Annotated in this window: 29 protein-coding genes; 23 read left to right on the top strand and 6 right to left on the bottom strand. The window is 67.2% G+C overall.

Annotated elements, in window-relative coordinates; translation table 11 throughout:
- Nucleotide 1 precedes the first annotated feature (1 nt).
- From J2W23_RS20295 to J2W23_RS20250, 10 genes are all read left to right on the top strand, one after another.
- Complete coding sequence (locus tag J2W23_RS20295; protein WP_176657539.1) at nt 2-460, top strand: PaaI family thioesterase; 459 nt, start codon at nt 2-4, stop codon at nt 458-460.
- Nucleotides 461-476: 16 nt separating this feature from the next.
- Nucleotides 477-2,333, top strand: a complete 1,857-nt coding sequence (locus J2W23_RS20290; protein ID WP_307650011.1) for an acyl-CoA dehydrogenase — start codon at nt 477-479, stop codon at nt 2,331-2,333.
- Nucleotides 2,334-2,335: 2 nt separating this feature from the next.
- Nucleotides 2,336-2,572: a hypothetical protein gene (locus J2W23_RS20285; RefSeq protein WP_307650010.1), complete on the top strand. Its 237-nt coding sequence runs from the start codon at nt 2,336-2,338 to the stop codon at nt 2,570-2,572.
- 17 nt (nt 2,573-2,589) lie between these two features.
- Nucleotides 2,590-2,892, top strand: a complete 303-nt coding sequence (locus J2W23_RS20280) for a Dabb family protein (protein ID WP_176657536.1) — start codon at nt 2,590-2,592, stop codon at nt 2,890-2,892.
- A 143-nt stretch (nt 2,893-3,035) separates the two neighbouring features.
- The gene (locus J2W23_RS20275; RefSeq protein ID WP_176657535.1) at nt 3,036-3,833 is read left to right on the top strand and encodes an SDR family oxidoreductase; all 798 of its coding nucleotides are present in this window, start codon (nt 3,036-3,038) and stop codon (nt 3,831-3,833) included.
- 110 nt (nt 3,834-3,943) lie between these two features.
- The gene (locus tag J2W23_RS20270; protein WP_176657534.1) at nt 3,944-4,414 is read left to right on the top strand and encodes a PaaI family thioesterase; all 471 of its coding nucleotides are present in this window, start codon (nt 3,944-3,946) and stop codon (nt 4,412-4,414) included.
- 25 nt (nt 4,415-4,439) lie between these two features.
- Nucleotides 4,440-5,456, top strand: coding sequence for an NADP-dependent oxidoreductase (locus J2W23_RS20265; RefSeq protein WP_307650009.1), 1,017 nt, complete (start codon nt 4,440-4,442; stop codon nt 5,454-5,456).
- A gap of 41 nt (nt 5,457-5,497) precedes the next feature.
- The gene (locus tag J2W23_RS20260) at nt 5,498-7,150 is read left to right on the top strand and encodes an isovaleryl-CoA dehydrogenase (RefSeq protein ID WP_307650008.1); all 1,653 of its coding nucleotides are present in this window, start codon (nt 5,498-5,500) and stop codon (nt 7,148-7,150) included.
- Between the two features lie 40 nt (nt 7,151-7,190).
- Entirely contained in the window at nt 7,191-8,129 is a 939-nt protein-coding gene (locus J2W23_RS20255; RefSeq protein ID WP_307650007.1) for a glutathione S-transferase family protein, read from the top strand.
- A gap of 112 nt (nt 8,130-8,241) precedes the next feature.
- Entirely contained in the window at nt 8,242-9,147 is a 906-nt protein-coding gene (locus J2W23_RS20250) for an SDR family oxidoreductase (RefSeq protein ID WP_307650006.1), read from the top strand.
- A gap of 18 nt (nt 9,148-9,165) precedes the next feature.
- Here J2W23_RS20250 and J2W23_RS20245 read toward each other — a convergent pair whose 3' ends face one another.
- The 3 genes from J2W23_RS20245 to J2W23_RS20235 all read right to left on the bottom strand — a co-directional run bounded on the left by J2W23_RS20245 (nt 9,166) and on the right by J2W23_RS20235 (nt 11,053).
- Nucleotides 9,166-9,606, bottom strand: coding sequence for a hypothetical protein (locus J2W23_RS20245; RefSeq protein ID WP_307650005.1), 441 nt, complete (start codon nt 9,604-9,606; stop codon nt 9,166-9,168).
- Between the two features lie 107 nt (nt 9,607-9,713).
- Nucleotides 9,714-10,202, bottom strand: a complete 489-nt coding sequence (locus J2W23_RS20240; protein ID WP_307650004.1) for an anthrone oxygenase family protein — start codon at nt 10,200-10,202, stop codon at nt 9,714-9,716.
- Nucleotides 10,202-11,053: an NAD(P)H-binding protein gene (locus J2W23_RS20235; protein WP_307650003.1), complete on the bottom strand. Its 852-nt coding sequence runs from the start codon at nt 11,051-11,053 to the stop codon at nt 10,202-10,204. Before J2W23_RS20235 ends, J2W23_RS20240 begins: the two co-directional genes overlap by 1 nt.
- An 87-nt stretch (nt 11,054-11,140) precedes the next feature.
- On the opposite strand from J2W23_RS20235, the gene J2W23_RS20230 reads away from it, so the two are divergent.
- Nucleotides 11,141-11,803: a TetR/AcrR family transcriptional regulator gene (locus tag J2W23_RS20230; protein WP_307650002.1), complete on the top strand. Its 663-nt coding sequence runs from the start codon at nt 11,141-11,143 to the stop codon at nt 11,801-11,803.
- A gap of 6 nt (nt 11,804-11,809) precedes the next feature.
- Here J2W23_RS20230 and J2W23_RS20225 read toward each other — a convergent pair whose 3' ends face one another.
- Nucleotides 11,810-12,736 (bottom strand): LysR substrate-binding domain-containing protein, encoded by a 927-nt coding sequence (locus J2W23_RS20225; protein ID WP_307650001.1) that lies wholly within the window; start codon nt 12,734-12,736, stop codon nt 11,810-11,812.
- A 118-nt stretch (nt 12,737-12,854) separates the two neighbouring features.
- Between J2W23_RS20225 and J2W23_RS20220 the strand changes: the two genes are divergently transcribed.
- Nucleotides 12,855-13,589 (top strand): FMN-dependent NADH-azoreductase, encoded by a 735-nt coding sequence (locus J2W23_RS20220; RefSeq protein ID WP_307650000.1) that lies wholly within the window; start codon nt 12,855-12,857, stop codon nt 13,587-13,589.
- Here the strand turns inward: J2W23_RS20220 and sctR are convergent.
- Nucleotides 13,516-14,175 carry a type III secretion system export apparatus subunit SctR gene (gene sctR / locus J2W23_RS20215; protein WP_176657523.1) on the bottom strand — a complete coding sequence of 220 codons (660 nt, stop codon included), beginning with the start codon at nt 14,173-14,175 and terminating at the stop codon, nt 13,516-13,518. The genes J2W23_RS20220 and sctR overlap by 74 nt on opposite strands.
- Before the next feature lie 23 nt (nt 14,176-14,198).
- Nucleotides 14,199-15,320, bottom strand: a complete 1,122-nt coding sequence (gene sctQ, locus J2W23_RS20210; protein WP_176657522.1) for a type III secretion system cytoplasmic ring protein SctQ — start codon at nt 15,318-15,320, stop codon at nt 14,199-14,201.
- 302 nt (nt 15,321-15,622) lie between these two features.
- Between sctQ and sctV the strand changes: the two genes are divergently transcribed.
- The 11 genes from sctV to J2W23_RS20155 all read left to right on the top strand — a co-directional run bounded on the left by sctV (nt 15,623) and on the right by J2W23_RS20155 (nt 25,847).
- Complete coding sequence (sctV, locus tag J2W23_RS20205; RefSeq protein ID WP_176657697.1) at nt 15,623-17,695, top strand: type III secretion system export apparatus subunit SctV; 2,073 nt, start codon at nt 15,623-15,625, stop codon at nt 17,693-17,695.
- Between the two features lie 85 nt (nt 17,696-17,780).
- The gene (gene sctS, locus J2W23_RS20200; protein ID WP_176657521.1) at nt 17,781-18,047 is read left to right on the top strand and encodes a type III secretion system export apparatus subunit SctS; all 267 of its coding nucleotides are present in this window, start codon (nt 17,781-17,783) and stop codon (nt 18,045-18,047) included.
- 14 nt (nt 18,048-18,061) lie between these two features.
- A complete protein-coding gene (gene sctC, locus J2W23_RS20195; protein ID WP_307649998.1) occupies nt 18,062-19,837 on the top strand; it encodes a type III secretion system outer membrane ring subunit SctC in 1,776 nt (591 codons plus the stop codon).
- 4 nt (nt 19,838-19,841) lie between these two features.
- On the top strand, nt 19,842-21,029 hold the full coding sequence (locus tag J2W23_RS20190; protein WP_307649997.1) for an FHA domain-containing protein: 1,188 nt from the start codon (nt 19,842-19,844) through the stop codon (nt 21,027-21,029).
- A 141-nt stretch (nt 21,030-21,170) separates the two neighbouring features.
- Nucleotides 21,171-21,374 (top strand): hypothetical protein, encoded by a 204-nt coding sequence (locus tag J2W23_RS20185; RefSeq protein ID WP_007834711.1) that lies wholly within the window; start codon nt 21,171-21,173, stop codon nt 21,372-21,374.
- Between the two features lie 75 nt (nt 21,375-21,449).
- The gene (locus tag J2W23_RS20180) at nt 21,450-21,881 is read left to right on the top strand and encodes a hypothetical protein (protein WP_176657519.1); all 432 of its coding nucleotides are present in this window, start codon (nt 21,450-21,452) and stop codon (nt 21,879-21,881) included.
- The gene (sctJ, locus tag J2W23_RS20175) at nt 21,878-22,654 is read left to right on the top strand and encodes a type III secretion system inner membrane ring lipoprotein SctJ (protein ID WP_176657518.1); all 777 of its coding nucleotides are present in this window, start codon (nt 21,878-21,880) and stop codon (nt 22,652-22,654) included. Before J2W23_RS20180 ends, sctJ begins: the two co-directional genes overlap by 4 nt.
- A 34-nt stretch (nt 22,655-22,688) precedes the next feature.
- Nucleotides 22,689-23,399 (top strand): SctK family type III secretion system sorting platform protein, encoded by a 711-nt coding sequence (locus J2W23_RS20170; RefSeq protein ID WP_176657517.1) that lies wholly within the window; start codon nt 22,689-22,691, stop codon nt 23,397-23,399.
- Nucleotides 23,381-24,010, top strand: a complete 630-nt coding sequence (gene sctL, locus J2W23_RS20165) for a type III secretion system stator protein SctL (protein WP_307649996.1) — start codon at nt 23,381-23,383, stop codon at nt 24,008-24,010. The genes J2W23_RS20170 and sctL overlap by 19 nt, the downstream gene beginning before the upstream one ends.
- Nucleotides 24,007-25,365, top strand: a complete 1,359-nt coding sequence (locus J2W23_RS20160) for a FliI/YscN family ATPase (protein WP_176657515.1) — start codon at nt 24,007-24,009, stop codon at nt 25,363-25,365. The genes sctL and J2W23_RS20160 overlap by 4 nt, the downstream gene beginning before the upstream one ends.
- Nucleotides 25,362-25,847: a serine kinase gene (locus tag J2W23_RS20155; protein ID WP_307649995.1), complete on the top strand. Its 486-nt coding sequence runs from the start codon at nt 25,362-25,364 to the stop codon at nt 25,845-25,847. The genes J2W23_RS20160 and J2W23_RS20155 overlap by 4 nt, the downstream gene beginning before the upstream one ends.

The raw sequence follows: 25,847 nt of genomic DNA, 5'->3' as shown, positions 1-25,847 counted from the left end.
CATGTCGGGCGGCGACACCCAGGTCTCGCCCGAAGCCTTCCTGGCCATGCTCGAAATGGGGCGGGGCGTTCTCGCCTCGCAGCCCTTCAGCGTGCTGATCGGTGCGGAAATGCATGCGCTCTCGCCGGGAAGCGTCGACCTCCAGCTGCCGCTGACCGCGCAGCTCAAGCAGCAGAACGGCTTTGCCCACGGCGGCATCGTGAGCTACATGGCCGACAACGCGCTGACCTTTGCCGGTGGCACCGCATTGCGCGTGCCGGTCGTGACCTCCGAATTCAAGATCAACTACGTACGGCCGGCCGTCGGCGATCGCCTGATCGCACGCGCCAAGGCCGTACACACCGGCAGTTCGCAAGCCGTCTGCACCTGCGAGATCTTCGCGGTGACCGGTGGCGTGGAAAAGCTCTGCGCGCTCGCGCAGGGCACCATCGCGAAGCTGCCCGATTCCTCGAAGAAGTAGCCAAAAGAGACATTCCATGAGCCTGCGTCCCACCCTCGATTTCCTGCTCTACGACTGGCTCGATGCCGAGTCGCTCAACAAGAGCGAGCGCTTCGCCGACCATTCGCGCGAGACCTTCGACGCGGTGCTCGACACCTGCGAGCGCATCGCGCGCGAGAAGTACGCGCCGTTCAACCGCACGGTCGACACGCAGGAGCCGCATTTCGACGGCGAGAAGGTCATCCTGCCGCAGGCCACGCACGATGCGCACAAGGCTTTTGTCGAGTCGGGAATGATGAGCGCCGCGCAGGACTACGACATCGGCGGCATGCAGCTGCCCTACACGCTGTCGGCCGCGGCCAACAGCTTTTTCGCGATGGCCTCGGTGAGCATCGGCTCCAACATGCTCACCAGCGGCAACGCCAACCTGCTGATGGTGCACGGCACCGAGATGCAGAAAGAAGTGTTCGCCAAGAACGAGTTCTCGGGCCGCTGGGCGGGCACCATGTGCCTGTCGGAGCCGCAGGCCGGCTCGTCGCTGAGCGACGTGGCCACGCGGGCGGTGCCCGATGGCGCGGACCACCAGAACGACCCGCTCGGCCCGCGCTATCGGCTCACCGGCAACAAGATGTGGATCTCGTCCGGCGACCACGAGCTGACCGAGAACATCGTGCACATCGTGCTCGCCAAGATTCCCGACGAGAACGGCAAGCTGGTGCCGGGCACGCGCGGCATTTCGCTGTTCATCGTGCCCAAGCGCATGGTGAACACGAAGGGCGAGCTGACCGGCGAGCGCAACGACGTGGCGCTTGCGGGCCTGAACCACAAGCTGGGCTGGCGCGGCACCACCAACACGCTGCTGAACTTCGGCGAGGGCAAGTACCCGGTCGATGGCAAGGCCGGTGCCGTGGGCTACCTCGTCGGCGCGCCCGGCAAGGGCCTGCACTGCATGTTCCACATGATGAACGAGGCCCGCATCGGCGTCGGCACGGCCGCGACCATGCTCGGCATGGCCGGTTACTACGCCTCGCTGGACTACGCGAAGAGCCGGCCGCAGGGCCGCCTCGTGAAGAAGCCCGAAGCGGGCACCGGCAGCCAGGTCGTGAAGGACTCCGCGAGCCCGCAGGTGCGCATCATCGAGCACGCCGACGTGCGCCGAATGCTGCTCGCGCAGAAGGCGTATTGCGAAGGCGCGCTGGCGCTGGAGCTGTACTGCGCCCGGCTGGTCGACACGCAGAAGACCGGCGATGCAGAGGCGGCCGACGACGCGCGCCTGCTGCTCGAAGTGCTCACGCCCATCGCCAAGAGCTGGCCGAGCGAGTGGTGCCTGGAAGCCAATTCGCTGGCGATCCAGGTGCACGGCGGCTACGGCTATACGCGCGACTTTCCGGTGGAGCAGTACTGGCGCGACAACCGCCTGAACATGATCCACGAGGGCACCCACGGCATCCAGGCGGCCGACCTGCTGGGCCGCAAGGTGCTGATGGAAAAGGGCCGCGGCCTGCAACTGCTGGCCGGCCGCATCACCGAGACCATCGGCCGCACGGCCAGGGTGCCTGCGCTCGCGGCGCATGCCAAGGCGCTGGGTGCCGCGCTGCAGCGCATCGGCAGCGCGACGGAGGCCGCCTGGTCCACCGGCGACCCGGCCGACGCGCTGGCCAATGCGGTGCCATACATGCAGGCCTTCGGCCACACGGTGCTGGCCTGGCTCTGGCTGGACGTGGCACGGCGGGCGCTCGAAGTCGATGCGGACAAGGCGAGGGCGGTAACAGCTGGCAAGATCGGCGCCACGGACTATTTCTTCCACTACGAGCTGCCGAAAATCGGTGCCTGGCTCAACGTGGTCGAGAGCCGTGATTCCACCTGTACCGCTTTGCCCGAGGACGCTTTCTGACAATGGCCAACGCCACCCCCGACAACCCCACCCCCGTCAAACCCCCGAAGCCGCATGCCCGGCTCGAGAAGTGGATCTGGATCCTGATCTACGGCGGCCTGTTCCTGGTGATCCTGGGCATCGCCACGGGTCGTACCGATGCCGCGCTCGGCTGGTCGATGGCCGTGCCCGGCGGCGTGGTCGTGCTGGTGGGCATCGTGCTCATCTACGTGCGCTCGCGCCTGAACGACAAGAAGTAGGCAGGAGAGCCCGCACCATGCTCAAGCACATCGTGATGTGGAAGTTCAAGGAGCACGCCGAGGGCGCCGACAAGGCGACCAACCTGCTGAAGGCCAAGGCGCTGCTCGACGCCTGCGCGAAGCTCTCGCCGGGCACGCACCGCTTCGAGGTGGCCATTGCCCAGCCCGGACTCGAGGCCACGTACGACCTGGTGCTGTACTCGGAATTCACCGATGCAGCCGCGCTCGCTGCGTATGCCGATCACCCGCAGCATGTGGCGCTCAAGCCTTTCATCGGCGCGGTCCGTGAAGCCCGCCAGTGCATGGATTACCTGGCATGACTCGCCTCCAGGCTGCACGCACTTCGTGTCGCGCGCGCCTTCCCCCTTCCGGGGGGCAACGCCCTGCGGCCCGGCAAAGCCGGTTCCGCGGCATTTCCCGGAATGACAAAGACAAATCCAACGCCTAACGGAGACACCGCACCATGACTGCCCGCACCACCCGACAACTCTTCGACCTCACCGGCAAGACAGCCCTCATCACCGGCGGCTCGCGCGGCCTGGGCCTGCAGATGGCCCATGCGCTCGGCGAGGCCGGCGCGAAGATCATGCTGAGTTCCCGTAAGGCCGACGACCTGGAGCAGGCGGCCGCCGAACTGCAGGCCGCCGGCATCGACGCGCGCTGGATCGCCGCCGACTGCTCCAGGGAAGAAGACACCCGCCGCCTGGCCGACGAGACGCTGCAGCGCATGGGCGCGGTCGACATCCTCATCAACAACGCCGGCGCGAGCTGGGGGGCGCCCGCCGAGAGCCATCCGGTCGAGGCGTGGGACAAGGTGATGAACCTCAACGTGCGGGGCTACTTCATCCTGTCGCAGCAGATCGCCAACGGCTACATGATCCCGAAGAAGACGGGCCGCATCATCAACATCGCCTCGATCGCGGGCCTCAACGGCAACCCGCCCGAAATGCAGACGCTGGCCTACAACACCTCCAAGACCGCGGTGATCGGCTTCACCCGCACGCTGGCGGCCGAGTGGGGCAAGTACGGCATCACGGTGAACGCGATCTGCCCGGGCTTCTTCATGACGAAGATGGCGGCGGGCCTCATCAAGTCGCTCGGTGAAGAGAAGATGGCCGCGCAGGCGCCGCTGGGCCGACTGGGCGACGACGAAGACCTGAAGGGCTTGACGCTGCTGTACGCGAGCGATGCCGGCAAGCACATCACCGGCCAGTGGCTGGCGGTGGACGGCGGCGTGAGCGTGGTCCTCGGCGCGGCGTAAGGCTCTCCCCCAGGCTGCGCGCACTTCGTGTCGCAACGCCCGCCCCCTCGCCGGGGGCGACACCTGCGGCCCGGCAAAGCCGGTTCCGCGGTGTCTCACGAATGGAATCCATGACTACAGAAACTCCGCCTTCCACCGACATCAACATCCGCTCGTACACGAGCCAGATTCCGTTCGCGCGCCACCTGGGCTTCGAGCTCACGAAGTTCGAGGGCGGCGAGTCCGAGATCATCTATACGGCCAAGCCCGAGCACCTGAACACCTTCGACGTGACGCACGGCGGCGCCTGCATGACGCTGCTGGACATCACCATGGCGGCGGCCGCGCGCAGCGTGGCGCCCGAGACCGGCGTGGTCACCATCGAGATGAAGACCAGCTTCATGCAGCCTTCGGTCGGTCCGCTGCATGCGCGCGGCACGCTGATCCATCGCACCGCGACGCTGGCGTTCACCGAAGCCAAGATCTACGACGAGCAGGAGCGCGTGTGCGCCCATGCGACCGGCACCTTCAAGTACGTGAAGCGCCGCCTGCCGACGGGGCCCGCCAGCGCGAACGCGATGCGCCCGCCTTCCACCGACTGACCGAACGAATTCCCAGGAGAACCACATGCCCACGAACAAGCAGATCCATCTCGACAACCGCCCCGAGGGCGAAGCCACCGCAAGCAACTTCAAGCTGGTGACCGTCGAGACGCCCGCGCTCGCCGACAACCAGGTGCTGGTGCGCCACCACTACATGAGCCTCGACCCGTACATGCGCGGGCGCATGAACGACGCCAAGAGCTATGCGCAGCCGCAGCCCGTGGGCCAGGTGTTCCAGGGCGGCACGGTCGGCGAGGTGGTCGAGAGCAAGCACCCGAAGTACGCGGTCGGCGACAAGGTGGTCGGCTTCGGCGGCTGGCAGGAATACAGCGTGGTCGATGCCTCGCAGCCCGGCGCGCTGAAGAAGGTCGACACCACGCACGTGCCGCTGTCGCACTACCTCGGCGCGGTCGGCATGCCGGGCGTGACCGCCTGGTACGGCCTTGTGAAGATCATTGCGCCGAAGGCCGGCGAGACGGTGGTCATCACCGCCGCCAGCGGCGCGGTCGGCAGCGCTTTCGGCGCGCTGGCCAAGGCGCGCGGCTGCCGCGTGGTGGGCATTGCGGGCGGTCCGGACAAGTGCAAGTACGTGACCGACGAACTCGGCTTCGACGCCTGCATCGACTACCGCCAGCATCCCGACGTGAAGACCATGAGCGCGGCGCTGAAGGAAGCCTGCCCGAACGGCATCGACGGCTACTTCGAGAACGTCGGCGGCTACATCTTCGATGCGGTGCTGCTGCGCACCAATGCCTTTGCCCGCGTGGCGCTGTGCGGGATGATCGCTGGCTACGACGGCGCGCCGCTGCCGCTCGCGAACCCGGCGCTGATCCTCATCAATCGCTTGAAGGTGGAGGGCTTCATCGTCAGCGAGCACATGGAAGTGTGGCCCGAGGCGCTGACCGAGCTCGGCACGCTGGTGGGCACGGGCAAGCTCAAGCCGCGCGAATCGATTGCGCAGGGCATCGAATCCGCCCCCGAGGCCTTCCTGGGTTTGCTGAAGGGCAAGAATTTCGGAAAGCAGTTGGTCAAGCTGATCTGACCCATCCGGAATGAACTGAACGCACGGCAAGGAGGCCGGTCATGGAAACCACGCACGAGGTGTTCAACCAGCCCGCACCGCTCGCGGACTACAACCTCTTCGAAACCAACCGGCCCTTGCGCGATGCATTGAAGTTCAATGCGCCGCAGTTGCAGGTGGCGCCGTTGCAGGAACTGGGCGTGACCATCGGCTCGGCCGAGATGCAGACGCATGCGCGGCTGGCCAACATCCACACGCCCGAACTGCACACGCACGACCGCTTCGGGCGGCGCATCGACGAGGTGGAGTTCCATCCGAGCTACCACGTGCTCATGTCGGCGGCCGTGGGCGCGGGCCTGCATGGCACGCCTTGGGCGGGCACGTCTGCATCGCCGCATGTGTTGCGCGCGGCCGGCTTCATGCTCTTCACCGAGCTGGAGCCATCGATGCTGTGCCCGATCTCCATGAGCTATGCGGTCACGCCCGCGCTGCGCAGCAATGCGGCCGTGTACGCCGACTGGGGCCCCAAGCTCACCAGCCTCTGGTACGACCCGGCGCTCAAGTCCTTCAAGGACAAACCCGGCGTGACCATGGGCATGGGCATGACCGAGAAGCAGGGCGGCTCCGACGTGCGGGCCAACACCACGAAGGCCGTGCGCGATGGCAGCGACGCCTGGGGCGAGCGCTACGCGATCACCGGCCACAAGTGGTTCTTCTCGGCACCGATGTGCGATGCCTTCCTGGTGCTCGCGCAGGCCGAGGCGGGCTTGAGTTGCTTCTTCCTGCCGCGCGTGCTGCCTGACTGGATGGGAAAGGGCACGCGCAATGCCATCCACATCCAGCGCCTGAAGGACAAGCTCGGCAACAAGGCCAACGCGAGCTCCGAGGTCGAGTTCCACGGCGCCAGCGCCTGGCTCGTGGGCGAGGAGGGGCGCGGCATTCCGCAGATCCTCGAGATGGGCACGATGACCCGGCTCGACTGCGCGCTCGGCACCAGCGGCCTGATGCGGCAGGCCTTGAGCATCGCCATCAACCACGCCAGCCAGCGCAACGCCTTCGGCAAACCGCTGATCGAGCAGCCCTTGATGAAGAACGTGCTGGCCGACCTTGCGCTGGAGAGCGAAGCCTCGACCGCACTGGCCATTCGCCTGGCTCGTGCCTTCGACCATCCGGACGACGAGCACGAGCGCCTCATGGCGCGCCTGCTCACGCCCGTTGCCAAGTTCTGGATCTGCAAGCGCGGCAGCCACTTCGCGCAGGAAGCGATGGAGTGCCTGGGCGGCAACGGCTACGTGGAAGAGGGCGGCGAAGGCATCATGGCGCGCGTCTACCGCGAGATGCCGCTCAACTCGATCTGGGAAGGCGCGGGCAACATCATGGCGCTCGACCTGCTGCGGGGCCTTCGCAAGGGCGACGCGGTCGCGGCGCTGGCCAAGGAGCTGGCGCCTGCACGCGGCCAGCATGCCGCGCTCGATCGCCTGGCCGACGCGCTGCCGGCGCGCATCGAGGCGATGGCCTCCGAGGTCGAGGCGCGTCGTCTGGCACAGGACGTGGCGCTGGCCGTGCAGGCTTCGCTGCTGGCACAGACGGCACCGCCCGGGGTGGTCGGCGCCTTCTGCGCATCGCGCCTGGGCGGCGACTGGGGCAATGCCTTCGGCACGCTGGGCGCAGGCACCGATTTCGATTCGATCATCCAGCGAGCCCAGCCACGCTGACCCGACACAAGACAAGAACACCCCACAGGAAAAACAAGCCATGGCCGACCTGATCCTCCACCACTACACCACCTCGCCGTTTTCGGAGAAGGTGCGGCTGATCCTCGGCGCCAAGAAGCTGCCGTGGAAGTCGGTCTTCATCCCGCCGATCATGCCCAAGCCCGACGTGGAGCTGCTCACCGGCGGCTACCGCAAGACGCCTTTCCTGCAGATCGGCGCCGACATGTACTGCGACAGCGCGCTCATCGCCGACGTGCTGGAGCACCTGCAGCCCGAGCCCACGCTGTACCCTGAACCCGAGAAGGGCCTGTCGCGCATCCTCGCGCAGTGGGCCGACACCACGCTGTTCTGGGCCGCGATGGCCTGGAACCTGCAGCCCAAGGGCGCGGCAGAGGTGTTCGCCAAGGCACCGCCCGAAGCCGCCAAGGCCTTCGGCGAAGACCGCGGCAAGATGAGCGCCGGCAACATGACGCGCCTGCGTCCGGCCGACGCCACCAGCGCCTACAAGTCGTACCTGCGCCGGCTGTCGGACATGCTGGACGACCGGCATTTCCTCCTGGGCGAAGTGCCGAGCATCAGCGACTTCGCTGCCTACCACCCGCTCTGGTACACGCGCCGCATCGAGTCGGTTCGCACCATCCTCGACCTGACGCCCGCGGTGGTCGACTGGATGGACCGCATGGCCGCCATCGGCCACGGTGCGCCCGAGAAGTTCAGCGCCGATGAAGCCATCGCCGTGGCCAAGGCCGCGACGCCGCATTCGCTGCTGACCGACAGCACCTTCCAGGACGACCACGGCATCGCGCTCGGCAGCGCCGTGACCATTCGTGCCGAGAGCTTCGGCCTGGAGGAAACCGCGGGCACGCTGGTGGCCGCCACGCGCACGCACTACACGCTGGAGCGCAGCGACGAGCGCATCGGCACGGTGCATGTGCACTTTCCGCGCATCGGCTATGTGCTGAAGAAAGCGGATGCATAGAGCGCGTTGAAAAGCGTGGCGCGGGCACCTTCGTGACTGCGCGGCGGCGCGTTCCGTACTTCAATAGCGGCTCCACCGTCAGAGACATTCAACGCAAGAAGGACACCGGCAAATGATTCAGGACTTCAAGGGCAAGACCGCCGTTCTCACCGGCGCGGGCTCGGGCTTCGGCCTCGAATGCGCGCGCATCGGCGCCGCACGCGGCATGAACCTCGTGCTGGTCGACGTGCAGCAGGACGCGCTGGACAAGGCCGCGGCCGAGATGGAAGCCGCCGGCGTGCAGGTGCTGGCCCGCAAGGTCGATGTGTCCGATGCCGCGCAAATGGAAGCGCTGGCCGCTGCCGTGAAGGAGCGCTTCGGCGCGCCGCACTTCGTGTTCAACAACGCCGGCGTGGGCGCGGGCGGGCTGGTGTGGGAGAACACGGTCTCCGACTGGGAATGGGTGCTGGGCGTGGACCTCTGGGGCGTGATCCACGGCGTGCGCCTGTTCACGCCGATGATGCTCGAGGCGGCCGCCAAGGACCCCAGCTACCGAGGCCACATCACCAACACCGCCAGCATGGCGGGCCTCCTCACGCCGCCCAACATGGGCATCTACAACGCTGCCAAGGCCGCAGTCGTGAGCCTCACCGAAACGCTCTACCAGGACCTGACGCTGGTCACCGACCAGGTCGGCGCGAGCCTGCTGTGCCCGTACTTCGTCCCGACCGGCATCACGAGCAGCGAGCGCAACCGTCCGAACGCACCGAAGGACAGCGAGCTCACCAAGAGCCAGCTCATCGGGCAGGCCATGAGCAACAAGGCGGTGAGCAGCGGCAAGATCACCGCGGCCGAAGTCGCGGCGAAGGTGTTCGACGCCATCAGCGACAACCAGTTCTACGTGTTCAGCCACCCCAAGGCATTGGGCAATGTGCGTGCGCGCATGGAGAACATCGTGGCGGTCGTGAACCCGGCCGATCCGTTCCTCGAGCGGCCCGAGATCGGCCAGAAGCTGCGCGAACAGCTTCGCGCGGCCTGAATCATCGAAAGTGCGCGGTCAGTTGTAGCTGACCGTCACCATGGCGGCCGCCACGCGGCCCGTGGGCGGCTGCCGCAGCGCCGCGATGGACAGCTTGCCCCCATCCAGGCCGATTGCGCGTGCCTGCAATGGATCGAAAAGATGCTGTCGGCCCTGGGCGTCGGTGAACACGGTGCGCAGGGGCAGGGCGCCGAGCCCGTCGATTCGCACCGTGCCGCTGGGCCGGTCGACGCGTTGTTGCACAAAGGAGAGTTCGGCGACGGGGCCCGAGCCGCTCGTGCGGTGGGCCGCCGTGGCCGTCGGTGCCGGCGCGTGCGCCGCGAGGCGCATCTCGTAGGGGGCTGCGACGATTTCGCCTGTGAAATGAATGGTTCCGTCGGCCGCACGCGCATCGATCGATGCCATGCAGGTGGTCAGCAATGCCAGTGCCGCGAGCACGCGCGAGTCATGGGGCTTCATCTCGATCCTCTCCTGAATCGGTTCTTCTGTTTACTCCCTGTTTCTTTTGGATGAAACCATGTTCCGAACGAAGGCGCAAGCTGCAAAGTCCGTAGGGTGAACAGGCTTCAGGCGGCAGCCCGTTTCAATGCCGCCGCGACGAAGACGATCGCGGCGAGCGCCGAAGAGGCGGTCCGCACGCTGTTCCACAGCGTCCAGGTCTTGAGGTAGGTCTGCCAGAACACATGGCCGTCGGTGGGCGAGGTCGCGGCAAGCTGGTTGTTCAGCGGCACGTTCAGGACCATCGTCACGCCGAAGCAGCCGACCACGTAGAGCAGGCTCGCGAGCAGGACGAGTTGCGAGTCCAGTTGCGAGATCGAGAACAGCGACCAGCCCCCGAGCACGATGCCCAGCACGGCGCTGCCCATGAAGAAGAGCATGAAGCTCGGCGTGATCACCGTGACGTTGATCGAATTCATCGCGTGGATGCCCTCGCTGTTCTGGATGCGCGCGAGCGCCGGCATCACGAACGAGGAGAACGCGTAGAAGATGCCGGCGACCATCGCGCTGGAAAAGGCGCTGGCGAGGATCAGCACCGTGGCGGTCTTGCCCATCATCACCTGGCTCCCCACACGCCGGTCGGGGCCGTGCGCGCCACATAGTCGGCGAAGGTGCGCGGCGGGCGGCCGAGCGCCTGTTCCACGCCGTGGGCGATGGGTGTGTTGCGGCCGTCGAGGACGGTGGTGAACAGGTAGATGACAAGCCACGAAAGGTCCTGCGGCAGGCCGGCTTCGGACAACGCCTTGGCGTAGTCGTCCATCGAGATGATGTGGCAGTCGATCTGCCGATTCGTCGCGGCGGCGATCTGTGCGATGGCTTCCGGGAAGGTGAAGGCCTGGGAGCCGGTCAGCTCGTAGAGCTTGCGGCTGTGGCGGCTGTCGACCAGCGCCTCGGCGGCGATGTCGGCAATGTCGTCGGCGTCGATGAAAGGCTCCGGCGCCAGCCCTTGGGGCAGGGTGATCGCGCCGGCAACGATTTCGTCCAGAAAGTAGTTCTCGCTGAAGTTCTGGAAGAACCAGCTGGCGCGCACGATGGTCCAGTCGAGCGCGGTGGCCTGCAGGGCCTTCTCGGCGTCTTGCGCTTCGGGCTCGCCGCGGCCCGACAGGAGCACGATTCTTTCGACGCCGGCCTTGGCGGCCGCGTCGTAGAAGGCCGTCACCGTCTCGACCGCGCCTGGCACGCACAGGTCCGGCTGATAGGCGACGTAGACGGCGCGTACGCCGTCGAGCGCGGCGGTCCAGGTGGTCCGGTCTTCCCAATCGAAGCGCGGCTCAGCGGAGCGCGAGCCGACACGCACCGCATGCCCGGCGGTGCGCAACCGCTCCAGAACGCGTCCGCCGGTCTTGCCGTTCGCGCCGAGTACCAAGAGGGGATGCACGTCATCCCGGGTGCTGCTGCTGATTGCCATTTCCGATCTCCTTGAGATAATGTGAGAAATGCTCACGTAAAAAATGATAGTTACTCACATTTTGAATGTCAATCCCCGGGCGATGCCATGACGCGCAGTGCACCTTTGCAATCGCAGGTGGCTGTTGTCGAGGCACCTTCGGCCAGAAAGAGCCCGATCCAGGAGCGCAGCAAGGCGCGCGTGGAGCGCATCCTCGAAGCGGCCGCCGAACTCATCGTGCGCGGCGGCAGCGACCAGTTGAAGATGAGCGAGGTCGCCGCATCCGCCGGCATCTCGATCGGCTCGCTCTACCAGTACTTCCCCGAGAAAGCCGCGCTGATCCGCATGCTCGCCGAGCGCATCAATGCCGCGAGCCGCGAGTGCATCCGCGACGGCCTCAAGGACGTGACGGACCTCGCCAGCCTGCAGTCGTCCTTCGCGGCGCTGGTGGACGTGTACTACGCCATCGTCAACGAGCGTCCCGTCATGCGCGACATCTGGAGCGGCATGCAGGTCGACAGGCAACTGCTGACCCTGCAGCTTGCCGAGAGCCGTGCCTGCGGGCAGATGCTCGCCGACGCAATGTTCAAGGTGCACAAGGTGCGTGCCCGCGCCGACATCAAGCGCATCGAGCAGGCCGCCTTCCTGATCTGGGAGATGGGCGAGGCGACCATCCGCCTGGCCATCGCGGTCGATGCAGCCGAAGGCGCGGCGCTGGTGGAGGGCTACAAGCGCATGGCGCTGCGCGAGATCACCGATCCGCTGGCGTGATCTTCGTCAGCCAGCCGCGGCCTGCGATTCGATCCACTGCCACACGGCGCATATCGCCGGCTCGTTCTCCCGCCCGTTCGCGGTCGCGAGGAAGTAGCTCCCCGTATCGAGCGCCGGCCCGAAGGGCTGCACCAGCGCGCCGCTGCGCAACTCTTCGGCCGCGAGCGTGAGACTCAGCAGTGCGACGCCGTGGCCTGCCAAGGCAGCGAGCATCGCGTGCGTCTCGTCGGAGAACGACAGCCCCACGGCTTTCGCCGAGCGGCCGCGCGGCTGCGCGATGCCCGCTTCGCGAAACCACCGCGACCACAGCGCCGGCGCCATCGCGTTCGGCTGCCAGTCGCAATGGATCAACTGGTGTTTTGGCAGATCGCCTTTGCGACGCAGGCCCAGCATCGGGCTGCACAAGGGCGCATAGCGCTCGGGCATCAGTTCGTTGGCCACCAGCCCCGGCCAGTTGCCGTTCCCCGAGCGCACCGCGATGTCCGCATCGCCGCGTGCGAGGTCGACCACCGTGTCGCCCGCATGCAGCCGCAGCTCGATGCCGGGGCAGGCCTTGCGGAAGGCCGTCATGCGTGGCAGCACCCAGCGCGCCGCGAAGGCGGTGTTGGTGGTGAGCGTGACCGACTGCGAAGCCGCAGGCCGGCGCAACCGGTCGATGCCGGCTTCGAGCGCATCGAAGCCCATGCGCAAGTCGTCGAAGAGCCGCTGGCCCGCAGGCGTCAACGCGAGTTGCCGCGTGAGCCGCCGAAACAACGGCTGGCCCAGCGTGTCTTCGAGCGCGCGCACCTGGTGGCTGATGGCCGAGGGCGTGACCGAGAGTTCGACCGCCGCGCGCTGGAAGCTCAGGTGCGCGGCGGCCGCCTCGAAGGCGCGCAGCGAGAGCAGGGGAGGCAGGCGGCGCGGCGGGCGAACGGATGAGCCAATCTCTTGCATAGCGGGAGAAATGATCGTTTGTGAATGGCCGTGCGTATCCATAGATTCAAGGCCTGTGCAGTCATTCTGACAGCGCAATACAGCGTAGATCAATTCATCCATTCACCGAAGGAACGACATGCCTCTCCACCTGCTTCACATCGACGCCAGCGCCCGCCCGGGCCTCTCGGGCACCGACCCGCATGGTTCGCACACGCGGCGCCTCTCCGCACGCTTTGTCGAGCGCTGGCGCGCGGCGCGGCCAGACGACCGCATCGACTACCTCGATGTCGGCCAGCACCCGCCCGCCTATGTCGACAGCCGCTGGATCCACGCCGCCTTTACCGCACCGGCCGACCGCGAAGCCTGGATGGCCGACGTGCTCGCCGAGAGCGACCGCCTCGTCGACCAGCTCGTAGCCGCCGACCTGATCGTGGTGGGCCTGCCCATGTACAACTTCAGCGTGCCCGCGCAGTTCAAGGCGTACATCGACAACATCGTCCGGGTGGGCCGCACCTTCGGCTTCGACCGCGCGCGCGGCGCGGTGCCTTACTGGCCGATGCTCGCCGACGCCGGCAAGCGCATGGTGCTGCTCGGTGCGCGCGGCGATCACGGCTACGACCCGGGCGGTCGCATCGCGCACCTGAACCACACCGAGGACACGGTGCGCTCGGTGTTCGGCTACATCGGCGTCACCAATGTGCATGAGGCGGCGGTGGAGTGCGACGAGTTCGGCGGCGAACAGCTCGCGCAGTCGATGCAGAAGGCCGAGGCCGCGGTCGACCGGCTCGTGGAGGAGCTCAGCGGTACGAAAGCACCAGCCCATGAACGAGCCGCGTCCACCCATCCAGCATCACGAACAGCAACAGCTTGAACGGCAGCGAGATGGTGGTGGGTGCGATCATCGACATGCCCAACGCAAGCAGCACGGTCGCCACGATCAGGTCCACCACCACGAAGACCAGGTAGATGATGAAACCGATCTGGAACGCCCGCGTCAGCTCGCTCAGCGTGAAGCTGGGCACCAGCACCATGAAGTCGTCGTCCTTCAACTGCTCGGCCCGCGCCTTGGGCCAGATGTTGGAGGCCGATTTCAGAAAGAACTGCCGCTCTCGCTCGTGCGTGTGCTTCTGCAGGAACTCCTTCACCGGCACCTTGGCGGCATCGATCACCGCCATGATGTCGCCCATGCTCTCGCCCTTGATGCCGAAGTTGCGGTTGCGCAGCGTGTCGCCGATGTCCATGCCGACCGGCGCCATGATGTAGACGGTAAGGATGATCGCGATGCCGTTGAGCACCATGTTCGGCGGCGTCTGCTGCAGGCCGAGCGCGGTGCGCAAGAGGCCGAACACGATCACCAGCTTGGTGTAGCTCGTCACCATCAGCGCCGCGAAGGTCGCGAAGCCGAACGCGACCATCACCGCGACGAGGGTGAGTGGCTCCGGGATTCCTCCTTGCATCGCTATGGCCTCGTTCTCTGTTCTCAGACTTCGCCGGGCGCGAACTCCGACACGCGCACCCCCAGCCGATCGCCCACCGCGACCAGGTAGCCCTTGCCCAGCACGTTGCCGTGCGCAAGGATGCGCACCGGGCTGCGGTTCAGCGGCTCGGCCAGGTCGAACACGTGGCCCGCGCGGATGCTCTTCAATTCGCCGAGCGAGAGCGACAGGTCGCCCACCTCGAAGCGCAGCGTCACCTCCAGCGCATCGAGCCGGTCCAGCGGCAGGTTGACGTTGTTGTCTGCGGCGGCCGCAGTGTCGGCGGGCGTGTCTGGCTTCATGGCACTGTCTCTCGATTGCTGAACGGTGATGCGCGAGCCTTCGGCCACGGCCGAGAGAAAGAGCCCGGTCGGGCCGCCCAGCGCGGCGGTGACGACGATGCCGCCACCCGAAGAACTCCATTGCTCGATGCCGACGATGTCGCCGGGGCGGATGCTGCTGATCTCTCGAAGCTGGATCGGCGTGCTGCCGAGCTGGAAGCTCACCGGCATGCGCAGCGTGTGGAAGGCCTCGCTGGTGCGCACGGCATGCAGCGGTCCGGTAGTGGGCGGCACGAGGGCGTCGAGCGTCGCGGCATCGTCGAACTGCACGAAGCCGCGCAGCATCGCGCCGCCGTCCGACGGCGTGGCCACGAAGAAGGCCGCGCGCTCGGGGTCGCAGTGCACGAGCGGCTGCTCGCGGGCTTCGCGCGCATCGCGCGGCTCTCTCGCTTCGGCCTCCGATGGCTGCCATTCGAAATGCAGGCGCAGCGTTTTCTCCAGCGCATCGATCACCGGGTGCAACGCATCGGCCAGGAGGATGTAGCGCAGGTCGCGCGGCAAGAGGTCGATGCGGCGCTCGCCGAGCAGCACCTGCATGCTCGGCGCATCCATCGCGAGATGGCCCACATGCGCGCCGAGCCTGAAGCTGTAGCGCTCGCGTGTCGTGTGGCCGAAGGCCGCGTCGTGGTGCCACGCCAACTGGTAGCTCACGCCGCGCGCCGCCACGCCACGCAATGGCGGGGCCGCATAGAGACGGTTGAGCGCTCGCACATTCGCCGCATCGGCGCGGGGCAAGGCGGGGGCCCGGCCGAGTTCCGTCACCGCTTCAACGGCGTGGCTCGGCATGCATGCTTTCGTTCGAACAACGGCTACGTTCTGTCACTGTCTACATACCTTGGAGCAACGCGAACAGCTTCGCATCGGGTCGGCGCAGCTTAGCGAAAGGGGCAGGGCGCAGGTAGTACGGGAACGCGTAGTGCCGCGCGCGCCACAAGTCCTTCGTACTTACGAGAACTCGTGGTTGCCGTGATCGGAGGGCCCCGCTTAGAGTGCATCGCGACGTGGGGTTCTTCATCACGCTCGCTGTGCAACTGGAGGGCAGTGCGCATCGGAAAACAACTCCAAGATTCCACTTGAGCAAGGACGCAATGGCGAATTCCTCGCGATCTCTTCAACAGTACCGCGGAAGTTTTCGTGACCTGCTGGGCAATGCAGGTCGCTACAACGATTTGTTGCTCGCTGCGCTGCTCGTGGTGGTGGTGGCGCTGTTCGTGTTGCCGCTGCCCACGCCGCTGCTCGACTTCCTCATTGCGAGCAACCTGGCCATCAGCCTGGTGCTGCTGATCGTTGCGATGTACGTGCCTTCGGCGCTGTCGCTCTCGACCTTTCCGTCGCTGCTTCTCTTCACCACGCTGTTCCGCCTTGCGCTGAACATCGCGTCCACCAAGCTGATTCTTCTGCACGCGAACGCGGGCCACATCATCGACACCTTCGGCAAGCTGATCGTGGGCAACAACGTGGTGGTCGGCGGCGTGGTGTTCCTCATCATCGCGATCGTGCAGTTCATCGTGATTGCCAAGGGCTCCGAGCGCGTGGCCGAGGTGGCGGCGCGCTTCGCGCTCGACGCGATGCCGGGCAAGCAGATGAGCATCGATGCCGACGTGCGCGCCGGCGTTCTGTCTTCCGCCAAGGCGCAGAAGCAGCGCCGCCTGCTGGAGCAGGAGTGCCAGCTGCACGGCGCGATGGACGGTGCGATGAAGTTCGTGAAGGGCGACGCCATCGCCAGCATCGTGATCGCGCTGGTCAACATCCTCGCGGGCATCGCCATCGGCACGCTGATGCACGACATGACCCTCGGCGGCGCGCTGCAGCGCTACGCGATCCTCACGGTAGGCGACGGCATGGTGTCGCAGATTCCGTCGCTGCTGGTGTCGATCGCGGCCGGCATCGTCATCACCCGCGTGAGCACCGGCGACCGCCGCGATTCGCAGCTCGCGCAGCAGATCGGCGACCAGCTCATGGCGCACCCGCGCGCGCTCATCATCGCGGGCCTCGCGGTCGCGAGCTTCCTTGTCGTGCCGGGCTTTCCGAAGTGGGTGTTCGGCATACTGGCCGCCATCCTGATCGGGCTGGGTCTTGCCATGCGCATGCTGCGCCAGCAGCGCAACACGCCGGGCTGGATTTCGCACGGCGGCGGCGTAGCTGCCGAGGAAACCGATACCGACCACGCGATTGCCGCGCCGCTCGCGGTGCGCCTGTCGTCGGGCCTGCGCACCTCGGTCGACCGCTATGTGCTCGACCAGCACCTCTCGCTGGTCAAGACCTCGGTCGAATCCGACCTCGGCCCGATCTTTCCGCGGCTGCAGCTGAACTACGTCGACGGCCTGGGAGACAACGAATACCAGGTGCTGGTGCACGACGTGGCCGTGGCGCGCGGCACGCTCAAGCCCGACTGGCTGATGGTCGATCCGGCGCAGGCGGTCACCACGCCGCCGGGCGCCGAGGTCGCCGAACCCTTCGGTCCGTTCCCGCGCGTGGTGTGGGTGCCGGGCCCCGAGCCGGGCCTCACGACATGGACCGGCGCGGAGGTGGTGGGCCTCCATGTGGACCACACGGTGCGCCGCAACGTGAAGGATCTCATCGGCCTGCAGGAAGTGCAGCGCCTCTTGCATTCGGTGCAGCGCGATGCGCCCGAGCTCGCCGCCGAGGTGCTGCGCGTGGCCTCGGCCCAGCGCATCGCCGAGGTGCTGCGCCGGCTGCTGCAGGAGGGCATTCCGATCCGCAACCTGCACGCCATCTTCGAGAGCCTGACGATGTGGGCCGCCAAGGAGCAGGATGGCATTGCGCTCACCGAGCTGGTGCGCATCCACCTCGGGCGCTACATCACCAGCCGCTACGTCGGGCCGAACCGGCAGCTCGAAGCGATCCTCTTCGAGTCGAGCCTGCTGGACCGGGTGCAGAACGCCATCGAGCGCTCGCCGCGCGGCAACCTGCTGCTGCTGAGCCCCGCCGTCACGCAGGACATCCGCGAGCAGCTGCGCCGCGTGCTCGGCTCCACCGCCAACCGCGTGGTGGCCATCGCGTCGTCCGATGTGCGGCGCTACATCAAGAACCTGATCGAGCCGGTGGCGCCGCAACTGGCGGTGCTGTCCTACCAGGAGATCGATGACGACGTGGCCCTGCAACCGGTGGGATGGATCACCAATCCCCAAGCGCACTGATTGATGAACGCCATTCATAACTCGCACAGCAACTCGTACCGCGTCCCGCACAGCAATCCGTTTTCCGAGGGAGAGAGCAACCGACATGACACCGCAGAACATCCTGGACATCACGCGCGAGGGCCTCATGCTCGTGCTGTGGATCTCGTTGCCGGTGGTGGTGGTGGCAACGCTGTCGTCGCTCGTCGTGGCGGTGCTGCAGGCGGTGACGCAGGTGCAGGACCAGAGCATCGGCCAGTCGATACGCCTCATCGCGGTGATGCTGGCGATCATCGTCACGGCCGGCTGGCTGGGGCGCGACGTGATGCGCTTCGCCGAGCGCGCATTCCTCTCGCTCACCACGCTGTCGTGACCACGGCGATGATGATGAAAACGACCGTCGCCGCACACCTTCTCTTCGTTCGCCGGCGGGCGTTCATGCTGCTGGGCTGCGCGATGCTCATGCTGCTGGTCGTTCAGCACAGCATGGCGGCGGAGTTCCGCTGGCAGAACAAGCCCTTCCAGATCATCGCCAACGAGAAGCCGCTGAACGACTTCCTGCGCGAGTTGGCGTCGTCGCAGGGCATCACCGCGGTGATCGACCCCAAGGTCAACGGCGTGATCAGCGGCAAGTTCGACGGACCGGCCAAGAACATCCTCAACAGCGTCTGCTCGGTCAACGGCCTCACCTGGTACTACGACGGCGCATTCCTCTTCATCGACCTCGCCGCCGATGCCAAGAGCGAGGTGCTGCCGATCGCGGCCGAGAATGCCGGCCGCATTGCCGAGACGCTGGTGCGGCTGCACATCTCCGACGAGCGCTACCCGCTGAGCATCAGCGAGCGCGATGCCAGCGTGTACGTCACAGGCCCGCGCCGCTACGTGGAAATGGTGCGCCAGGCGGTGAAGCTCGCGGACCAGAAGACCGCGATGGCCGAGGGCGCGGAGATCCGGCTCTTTCCGCTCAAGTACGCCTGGGCTTCCGATTTCCGCATCAACCGCTCCGGCAAGGAGACGGTGATTCCGGGCGTGGCCAACGTGTTGCGCAGTCTTTATGGCCGCGCCACCGGCAACCAGTCCTCGGGCGGCAGCTCGGGCGGGCGCGGCACCAACGGCACGCTCTCGGTGGGGCCGAACCGGCAGATCAAGCTGCGCAGCGGCGAGACCATCAACGCACCCAAGATCGACATCGCGGGCGCGGGGCAGGGCGCCGATGCCACCACGCTGGGCGGCATGTCGAGCATCACCGGCGGCGAGCTGCCGCAGTTCCAGGCCGACACGCGCATGAACGCGGTGCTGGTGCGCGACATGCCCGAGAAGATGGCGCAGTACGCCAAGCTGATCGAATCGATGGACACCCGCCCGCGGCTGGTCGAGATCGAGGTGACCATCATGGACATCAGCACCGACAACCTCTCCAGCCTGGGCGTGGACTGGCGCTGGCACGGCCGCCATGCCGACTTCCAGACCGGCCGCGGCGACCGCGGGCCGCTCACCTGGGGCGGCTCCGGCAGCGAGGCGGGGCAGATCGGCAGCGTCGACACCTCGGGCAATCCGCTCACGCCGCTGGGCGGCATGTTCACCGCGGCCATCGGCAACAGCGCGCGCAACTACCTCCTGGCCCGCGTGACCGCGCTGGCCACCAACGGCAACGCCAACTTCGTGGCCCGACCGAAGGTGATGACGCTGGACAACACCGAGGCCGTGCTGGAAAACCTGAGCGAGTTCTACGTGCGCGTGGACGGCTTCCAGGACGCGGGTCTCTTCAGCATCACCGCCGGCACCGCCGTGCGGGTGACGCCGCTCATCATCGACGAGAAGACCGGCCGCGGCGTGATGATGTCCATCGACATCGTCGATGGCGACCTGAGCCCGCAGTCGGTCGACAAGATCCCGATCGTGCGGCGCCGCACCGTCAACACGCAGGCGCTGGTGGACGAGGGCGCGAGCCTTCTGATCGCGGGCTACTCGTCCGAGGAGAAGAGCAATGCCGTCACGGGCGTGCCGCTCCTGAAGGACATTCCAGGCGTCGGCGGACTCTTTCGCTACACCGACAAGAAGCAGAACAACATGGAGCGCTTCTACCTTCTGACGCCGCGCCTGGTCACGCCCGGCTCGACGGCCTCGGTGCCGACGCTGCCCTTGCCCGAGCCCGGAGGTTGAACCGATGAATGGCGACATTCCGTTCGACGACGAGCCGGCTGCAGAAACGCCTGCGGAAGCATCCGCGCCGCAAGGCATGCAGGCGCAGGCCGCCGGCTGGTGCCTGCGCTTCCTGAGCGGCGCGGTGAAGGGCCGCACCATCGTGCTCAAGCCCGGAATCAATGTGCTCGGCTCGGGCGGCGAGTGCGAGGTGATGCTGCCGGGCGGCGACGTGCTGCCGCGGCACCTGGCGTTCACCGTGGGCGAGCTGGTGGTGTCGATGCAGCGCCTGGGCACCGCCTCGGCGCGCCTCAACGGCGAAGAGATGCAGCAGCCGCGCAAGAGCGTGGTGGCCGGCGACATCGTGAGCGTGGGGCAGATCGACTTCCAGCTCGACCGCACCTATCCCACGCATGCGCAGGAAGACCGCATGTTCGCGCCGGCGCACGGCGCATTGCCCGACGACGGCGCACTGGCGGGCGATCCGCCGTCGCGCACGCAGCGGCTGGGCCTTTGGATCGGCGGCGTGGTCGCGATCCTGGCCGTGCTCGGCATTGCCGCGATGTCGCTCGGCGGCGATCGCAACGGCGCGGCGAACGGCACCAGCGTGAACCTGGCCGAGGTGGAAAAGGCGCTCGTGCCGTTCCCCGAGGTGGAGGTCATCGCGGCGCCCGGTGGACAGTTCGGCGTGAAGGGCTATGTCGAATCGAAGCAGCGCCGCCGCACGCTCGAGGACGCGATGGCGCGCTTCGGCAGCAAGGTCAGCGTCAACGTGCATTCGGCCGAGGACATGGTCGAGCAGGCGCGCCGCTATGTCGACGATCCTGGCGTGGCCGTCACCTACACGGGGCAGGGCCGGCTGGTGCTCACGGGCACGGTGGAAGACGCCACCGTGCGGCAGAAGATCCGGCGCCTCGGCGAAGACCTGCACCCCTCGGTGCTGGTCTCCGACAAGGTGCAGTACCGCGAGAAACCCAAGACCGAGAACAAGGACGACGACGTGCGTGCCCAGTGGGAAAACTGGCAGAGCGTGCTGCCCGCGCGCATGGTGAGCATCACCGAGGACAGCAACGGATTGCGCCACATCCAGCTGTCGAACGGCAACCGCTACTACGAAGGCTCGGTGTTGCGCTCGGGCGCGGAACTGAAGAGCATCGATGCCGATGGGTTGGTGCTGAGTGGCGGCACCCCGAACAAGAAACCCGCGAGGTGATGGAGATGTTTTCCGTCGCTTCGCGTACCCCGATTTCATGCGCAGCAGCACCGCGGTGCGCCGCATGGAATGGCTTCGCCGAAGGGCGGAGCGCTTGCATCCGCAATTGAACAAACCTCAACTTTCAACAGGAGTTTCACCATGAGCGCAGTCGACACCTCGATCCAGCAAATGCAGCAAGCCGCGGCCGACCAGGCTCGCCTGATGAGCGTCAGCATGGCTGCGGGCGCGACCATCTCCGGCGCAGCCGCAACGGCCCAGACGGTCAACGGCGCCAACGCCGCCGGCACCGAAGTGGCCAAGTCCACCGGCAACGACATCCGTCAGTCCGCCAAGCAGAACTGACGCTGAGAGGCTGAGGCATGCGCGAAGCCGACGGGCTTCGCGCGGCCCTTTTTTTCTTTGCGAGGAGAGTGAACCATGACCGACCCCATTGCCTCCGCCGCGCTCAGCGCGCCGCCACCTGAAGTTTCGGCATCCGCCGCATCCGCCAACGCCACCCAGGCGCAGCAGACGACGGTGCGCCCCTCGCACTTCGAACCCGGCGAGACCCGCATGTTCGCCAACATGATGCAGGGCGTGCAGGTACCGGCCGGCACGAGCGCGCCGAGCGCGATCGGCGATGCGGCCAAGTCGCTCGCCGCGCAGTTGTCGGGCAACGTGCGCTCCATGGAAGACATGCGCAAGAGCATGCTCGAGTCCATCGATTTCGCCGACCCCATCAAGACCATGTTCGTGATGACCGATCACGCCATGGAAGCGAACATGATGTTCGCGCGAATGCATATTTCCACCGGGCTGGCCAGCGCCGCAACCAGCCTGTTCGGCAGCCTCTTGAAGAACCAGCAATGAGGCCGTCCGGAAGCTTGCGCTGGCTTGCCGCGCTCGTGCTGTTGCTGGCCCTGGCGGGCTGCAAGGTCGCGCTCTATTCGAACCTCAAGGAACAGGAGGCCAACGAGATCGTCGCGGCCCTGTCCAACGAGGGCATCGGCGCGACCAAGACCAAGCTCGAAGGCGCCAACTGGCAGGTCGAGGTCGAGGAAGACCGGCTCAGCCAGGCGCTCGACGTGCTGCGTGTGCAGGGCCTGCCGGCCGAGCGCTACGTGAGCATGGGCGAGGTGTTCCAGAAACAGGGCCTGGTGTCCACGCCCTCCGAGGAGCGCATGCGCTACATCTACGCGATGTCGCAGGAGCTCTCGCAGACGCTGCGCAACATCGACGGCGTGGTGGACGCGCGGGTGCACGTGGTCATCCCGGCCAACGATCCGCTGAGCGAGAAGATCCGGCCGTCGTCCGCGGCGGTGTTCATCAAGCACCGGCCCGACGTCGACCTGCGCCTCCTGGCGCCGGCGGTGAAGGACATGGTGGCGCACAGCATCGAAGGGCTCACGCACGACCAGGTGTCGCTGTCGCTGTTCGAGGCGCGCCGCATCGCGCGCACTACCTCCACCGGCGCTCCCGTCGGCGAGCCGCTGGTGCTGGGCCTGTTCTCGACGCAGACCGCCATGGTGCTGCTGGGCCTCCTGTTCCTGGCAGCCATCTGCCTCATGGCGCTGCCGACCCTGTTGCGCCGACAAGGGCAGGACTGGCGTACCTGGATGCGCCGCCAGGTCCTGAAGCGCTGACCGATCCATCAGCGCACGACCAGGACACGCACCCATGCAGGCGCCGGCCACCGCACCCACCACCCCCGCGGCCATGCCCGGCCCGATGGACCTGGTGCGCCTGGTGATGCGCTTCAACCTGCACCCCGAGGCCGACCTGCATCCGAGCTGGCTGCCGGCCAACTGGCCGGTGCAGCACCGTTCGGTGGCGCGCATGGGCCCGGCGGGGCGCGCGGTGCTGGCCGATCTGCTGCGGCGCGAACACACGAAGGGCCCGGTCCAGACGCATGCCGCGGCCGACTACAACTTCGATTCGCGCCTCAAGCGCCTCGCGCTGCTCGATGCGGCGTCGCTGCGCCGCCTGGCGGCCTACCTCGGCTTCTGCGCGCATCTGCCGCTCTTCAAGGTGCGCGGCGGCGCGGGCCTGCAGATTCGCCGCCAGGCACGCCGCTTCGACCGCGATGCGGTCGACTTCGTGCTCGACCGCGTGCCGCAGCTCACCGAACTGCGCATGGACAGCGCCGTGGTGCAGCAGCGCCCCATCGCCACCGGCCGCGTGGTGCTCGACCGCGGTTATCGCCTGTTGCTGGGCGCGGCCGCGTCCGAGGGGGAGCAGGTGCTCCAGCGCCTGAAGCACAAGCTGCCGCGCCGCATCTCCGCCTTGAGCGTGCCGGTCTTCGAGCCGCGCCAGGCCTTGCAACTCAACGAACTGATGCTGTCGTGCATCGTTCCCGAAAGACTGCCGCAATGGGACTGGCTTTTCTGATCACCACCGACAACCTGCAGCTCCTGAGCGAGCGCAAGGTGTTGAAGGAAAACGAATACGCGGCGCTGCTCGATGCATCGGCCGTGGTGGACACCGCGCGCCAGGAAGCGCGCCGCATCACCCAGCAGGCGCTGCACGACGCCGAGGCGAGCCGCCAGAAGGGCTACGAGGAAGGGCTTCAGCGCGCGAGGGCCGAGTACGCGCGGCACCTGGTGTCCGAGAGCATGGCGGCCGAGCGGCAGCTGCATGCGCTGCGCAGCGCAATGGCGCAGATCGTGGTCAAGGCGGTAGGCAAGTTCATCGCCGACGCCCGGCCCGAGGCGCTGTTCGAAGCCGCGCTGATGCGCGTGGACACGCTGATCCGCAGCGAACCCTTCATCAGCGTGCGTGTCGCGCCGGCGCAGGAAGCCTCGATGCGCGAAGTGCTGGCGAGGCTGCGGGACGAAGCCCAGTGGCACATGACGGTGAGCGTGGTGGCCGACCCGGCGCTCGCCATCGGCGCGTGCGTGGTGCAGACGGCATCGGGCACGCTGGAGCTGGGCGTCGATGCGCAGCTCGAAGCATTCCGCCGCGCGGTCGAGCGCGGCGATGGCGCGGAGGCCAAGCGATGAGCATGCAGCAACAGATCGCCTCCGACGCGGCGCTCGGCATCGTCGCCGACCTGGAGCAGGTCTTCGGCCGCGTGATGCCCGTCGCGATGCGGGGTCGCGTGAGCAAGGCCGTCGGCATGCTGATCGACGCGACCGGCATCCAGGCCCATGTGGGCGAGCTCTGCGAACTGGTCACGCCGGGCGAACCGCCGCTCCTGGCCGAGGTGGTCGGCTTTCGCAACAACACCGCCATCCTCACGCCGCTGGGGCCGATCACCGGCATCTCGGCGCTGACCGAAGTGGTGCCTACCGGTCGCGGCCACGTGTGCCCCGTGGGCTCTGGTCTGCTGGGCCGCGTGCTTGACGCGCTCGGCCAGCCCATCGACGACCTGGGCCCGCTCGCCACCCACACGCGGCTGCCGGTGCACCGCGAGCCGGTGAGCCCGCTCGCGCGCCGCATGATCGACGCGCCGATGGCCACCGGCATCCGCGCGGTGGACGCATTGCTCACCGTCGGCGAAGGCCAGCGGATCGGCGTGTTCGCGCCGCCCGGCGTGGGCAAGAGCACCTTGCTCGGCATGCTGGCGCGCGGCTCGACGGCCGAGGTGAACGTGATCGCGCTCATCGGCGAACGCGGGCGCGAGGTGAAGGAGTTCATCGAGCACAACCTCGGCCCCGAAGGCCTGGCCAAGACCGTGATGGTGGTCTCCACCTCCGACCGGCCGCCGATGGAGCGCATCAAGTCGGCCTACGTGGCGACCACCATCGCCGAACACTTTCGCGATCAGGGCAAGAAGGTGCTGCTGCTGGTCGATTCGCTCACCCGCTTTGCGCGCGCGCAGCGCGAGATCGGCCTCGCCAGCGGCGAACCGCCGACGCGGCGCAGTTATCCGCCCTCGATCTTCTCGATGCTGCCGCAGCTGCTGGAGCGCGCGGGGCAGGGCAAGACCGGTTCCATCACCGCCGTGTACTCGGTGCTGACCGAAGGGGACGAAGAGAACGACCCCATTGCCGAAGAAGTGCGCTCGATCCTCGACGGCCACATCGTGCTGTCGCGCAAGATCGCGGCGGCCAACCGCTATCCGGCCATTGACGTGCTGGCCAGCATCAGTCGCGTGATGCCGTTGGTGACCACGCGCGAGCACGGCGCGGCGGCCGCGCACTTTCGCAGCCTGCTGGCCAAGTACCAGGAGATGGAACTGCTGGTGCAGATCGGCGAATACCGGCCGGGCAGCGACGCGCTGGCCGACGAGGCGATCCAGGCGCGGCCGGCGATGCTCGACTTTCTCTCGCAGCCGCCCAGGACCAGCCAGCCGTTCGAGCAATCCGTTGCCGCGCTGCTGCGCCAGGCACCTCGCATGGAGCGCGCGAAATGAGCATCGACTGGAAGCTTCTCGCCGACGTGCGCGAGCGCCAGAAGACCGTCGCGATGGGCGTGGTCGCGCGCGACCGCGCCGCCGCCGAGGAAAGCCAGGCGCAACTGCGGCAGGCCGAGGCCGCGCAGCAGCAACAGGTGCAGAACAAGCTGCTGCACTGGGAAGCTACGCGCGGCGCGCTGTCGGGTGGCCAGGTCAGCGTGGCCGAGTTCCGCAGCGCAGGCGCCTGGAGCGGCGCACTCGATGCGCAGATCGCACAGGCGGGCCAGGTCACCGCGCAGGCCGCGCGGGCGCATTCCGAGCGCGAGCAGGTGCTGGAAGAAAGCCGCCGGCAGTTGCGCGCCGCGCATGGCGAGCTGGAAAAAGCCCAGCAGATGCAGCAGCGCGCGCGTTCGGAGCACCTGCATCTGCAGGAGCAGCGCCTCGAAGACACCAACGAAGAGAGCACCGCGCAGGCCTGGGCCATGCGGCGCCCCGCCTAG

The sequence above is a fragment of the Variovorax boronicumulans genome (assembly GCF_030812215.1).
GTDB lineage: Bacteria > Pseudomonadota > Gammaproteobacteria > Burkholderiales > Burkholderiaceae_C > Variovorax > Variovorax boronicumulans_C.
This window is presented reverse-complemented; position numbering and strand designations above follow the sequence as displayed.

What these genes read in the sequence shown, in the direction of transcription:
- J2W23_RS20220 (WP_307650000.1), top strand. Translation starts at nt 12,855, where the DNA reads ATGCCTCTCCACCTGCTTCACATCGACGCCAGCGCCCGCCCGGGCCTC.
- J2W23_RS20260 (WP_307650008.1), top strand. Translation starts at nt 5,498, where the DNA reads ATGGAAACCACGCACGAGGTGTTCAACCAGCCCGCACCGCTCGCGGAC.
- J2W23_RS20270 (WP_176657534.1), top strand. Translation starts at nt 3,944, where the DNA reads ATGACTACAGAAACTCCGCCTTCCACCGACATCAACATCCGCTCGTAC.
- J2W23_RS20275 (WP_176657535.1), top strand. Translation starts at nt 3,036, where the DNA reads ATGACTGCCCGCACCACCCGACAACTCTTCGACCTCACCGGCAAGACA.
- J2W23_RS20255 (WP_307650007.1), top strand. Translation starts at nt 7,191, where the DNA reads ATGGCCGACCTGATCCTCCACCACTACACCACCTCGCCGTTTTCGGAG.
- J2W23_RS20225 (WP_307650001.1), bottom strand. Translation starts at nt 12,736, where the DNA reads ATGCAAGAGATTGGCTCATCCGTTCGCCCGCCGCGCCGCCTGCCTCCC.
- J2W23_RS20285 (WP_307650010.1), top strand. Translation starts at nt 2,336, where the DNA reads ATGGCCAACGCCACCCCCGACAACCCCACCCCCGTCAAACCCCCGAAG.
- J2W23_RS20245 (WP_307650005.1), bottom strand. Translation starts at nt 9,606, where the DNA reads ATGAAGCCCCATGACTCGCGCGTGCTCGCGGCACTGGCATTGCTGACC.
- sctS (WP_176657521.1), top strand. Translation starts at nt 17,781, where the DNA reads ATGACACCGCAGAACATCCTGGACATCACGCGCGAGGGCCTCATGCTC.
- J2W23_RS20185 (WP_007834711.1), top strand. Translation starts at nt 21,171, where the DNA reads ATGAGCGCAGTCGACACCTCGATCCAGCAAATGCAGCAAGCCGCGGCC.
- J2W23_RS20160 (WP_176657515.1), top strand. Translation starts at nt 24,007, where the DNA reads ATGAGCATGCAGCAACAGATCGCCTCCGACGCGGCGCTCGGCATCGTC.
- J2W23_RS20180 (WP_176657519.1), top strand. Translation starts at nt 21,450, where the DNA reads ATGACCGACCCCATTGCCTCCGCCGCGCTCAGCGCGCCGCCACCTGAA.
- sctL (WP_307649996.1), top strand. Translation starts at nt 23,381, where the DNA reads ATGGGACTGGCTTTTCTGATCACCACCGACAACCTGCAGCTCCTGAGC.
- sctJ (WP_176657518.1), top strand. Translation starts at nt 21,878, where the DNA reads ATGAGGCCGTCCGGAAGCTTGCGCTGGCTTGCCGCGCTCGTGCTGTTG.
- J2W23_RS20240 (WP_307650004.1), bottom strand. Translation starts at nt 10,202, where the DNA reads ATGATGGGCAAGACCGCCACGGTGCTGATCCTCGCCAGCGCCTTTTCC.
- sctV (WP_176657697.1), top strand. Translation starts at nt 15,623, where the DNA reads ATGGCGAATTCCTCGCGATCTCTTCAACAGTACCGCGGAAGTTTTCGT.
- J2W23_RS20235 (WP_307650003.1), bottom strand. Translation starts at nt 11,053, where the DNA reads ATGGCAATCAGCAGCAGCACCCGGGATGACGTGCATCCCCTCTTGGTA.
- J2W23_RS20190 (WP_307649997.1), top strand. Translation starts at nt 19,842, where the DNA reads ATGAATGGCGACATTCCGTTCGACGACGAGCCGGCTGCAGAAACGCCT.
- J2W23_RS20290 (WP_307650011.1), top strand. Translation starts at nt 477, where the DNA reads ATGAGCCTGCGTCCCACCCTCGATTTCCTGCTCTACGACTGGCTCGAT.
- sctR (WP_176657523.1), bottom strand. Translation starts at nt 14,175, where the DNA reads ATGCAAGGAGGAATCCCGGAGCCACTCACCCTCGTCGCGGTGATGGTC.
- sctQ (WP_176657522.1), bottom strand. Translation starts at nt 15,320, where the DNA reads ATGCCGAGCCACGCCGTTGAAGCGGTGACGGAACTCGGCCGGGCCCCC.
- J2W23_RS20230 (WP_307650002.1), top strand. Translation starts at nt 11,141, where the DNA reads ATGACGCGCAGTGCACCTTTGCAATCGCAGGTGGCTGTTGTCGAGGCA.
- J2W23_RS20295 (WP_176657539.1), top strand. Translation starts at nt 2, where the DNA reads ATGTCGGGCGGCGACACCCAGGTCTCGCCCGAAGCCTTCCTGGCCATG.
- J2W23_RS20280 (WP_176657536.1), top strand. Translation starts at nt 2,590, where the DNA reads ATGCTCAAGCACATCGTGATGTGGAAGTTCAAGGAGCACGCCGAGGGC.
- sctC (WP_307649998.1), top strand. Translation starts at nt 18,062, where the DNA reads ATGAAAACGACCGTCGCCGCACACCTTCTCTTCGTTCGCCGGCGGGCG.
- J2W23_RS20170 (WP_176657517.1), top strand. Translation starts at nt 22,689, where the DNA reads ATGCAGGCGCCGGCCACCGCACCCACCACCCCCGCGGCCATGCCCGGC.
- J2W23_RS20265 (WP_307650009.1), top strand. Translation starts at nt 4,440, where the DNA reads ATGCCCACGAACAAGCAGATCCATCTCGACAACCGCCCCGAGGGCGAA.
- J2W23_RS20155 (WP_307649995.1), top strand. Translation starts at nt 25,362, where the DNA reads ATGAGCATCGACTGGAAGCTTCTCGCCGACGTGCGCGAGCGCCAGAAG.
- J2W23_RS20250 (WP_307650006.1), top strand. Translation starts at nt 8,242, where the DNA reads ATGATTCAGGACTTCAAGGGCAAGACCGCCGTTCTCACCGGCGCGGGC.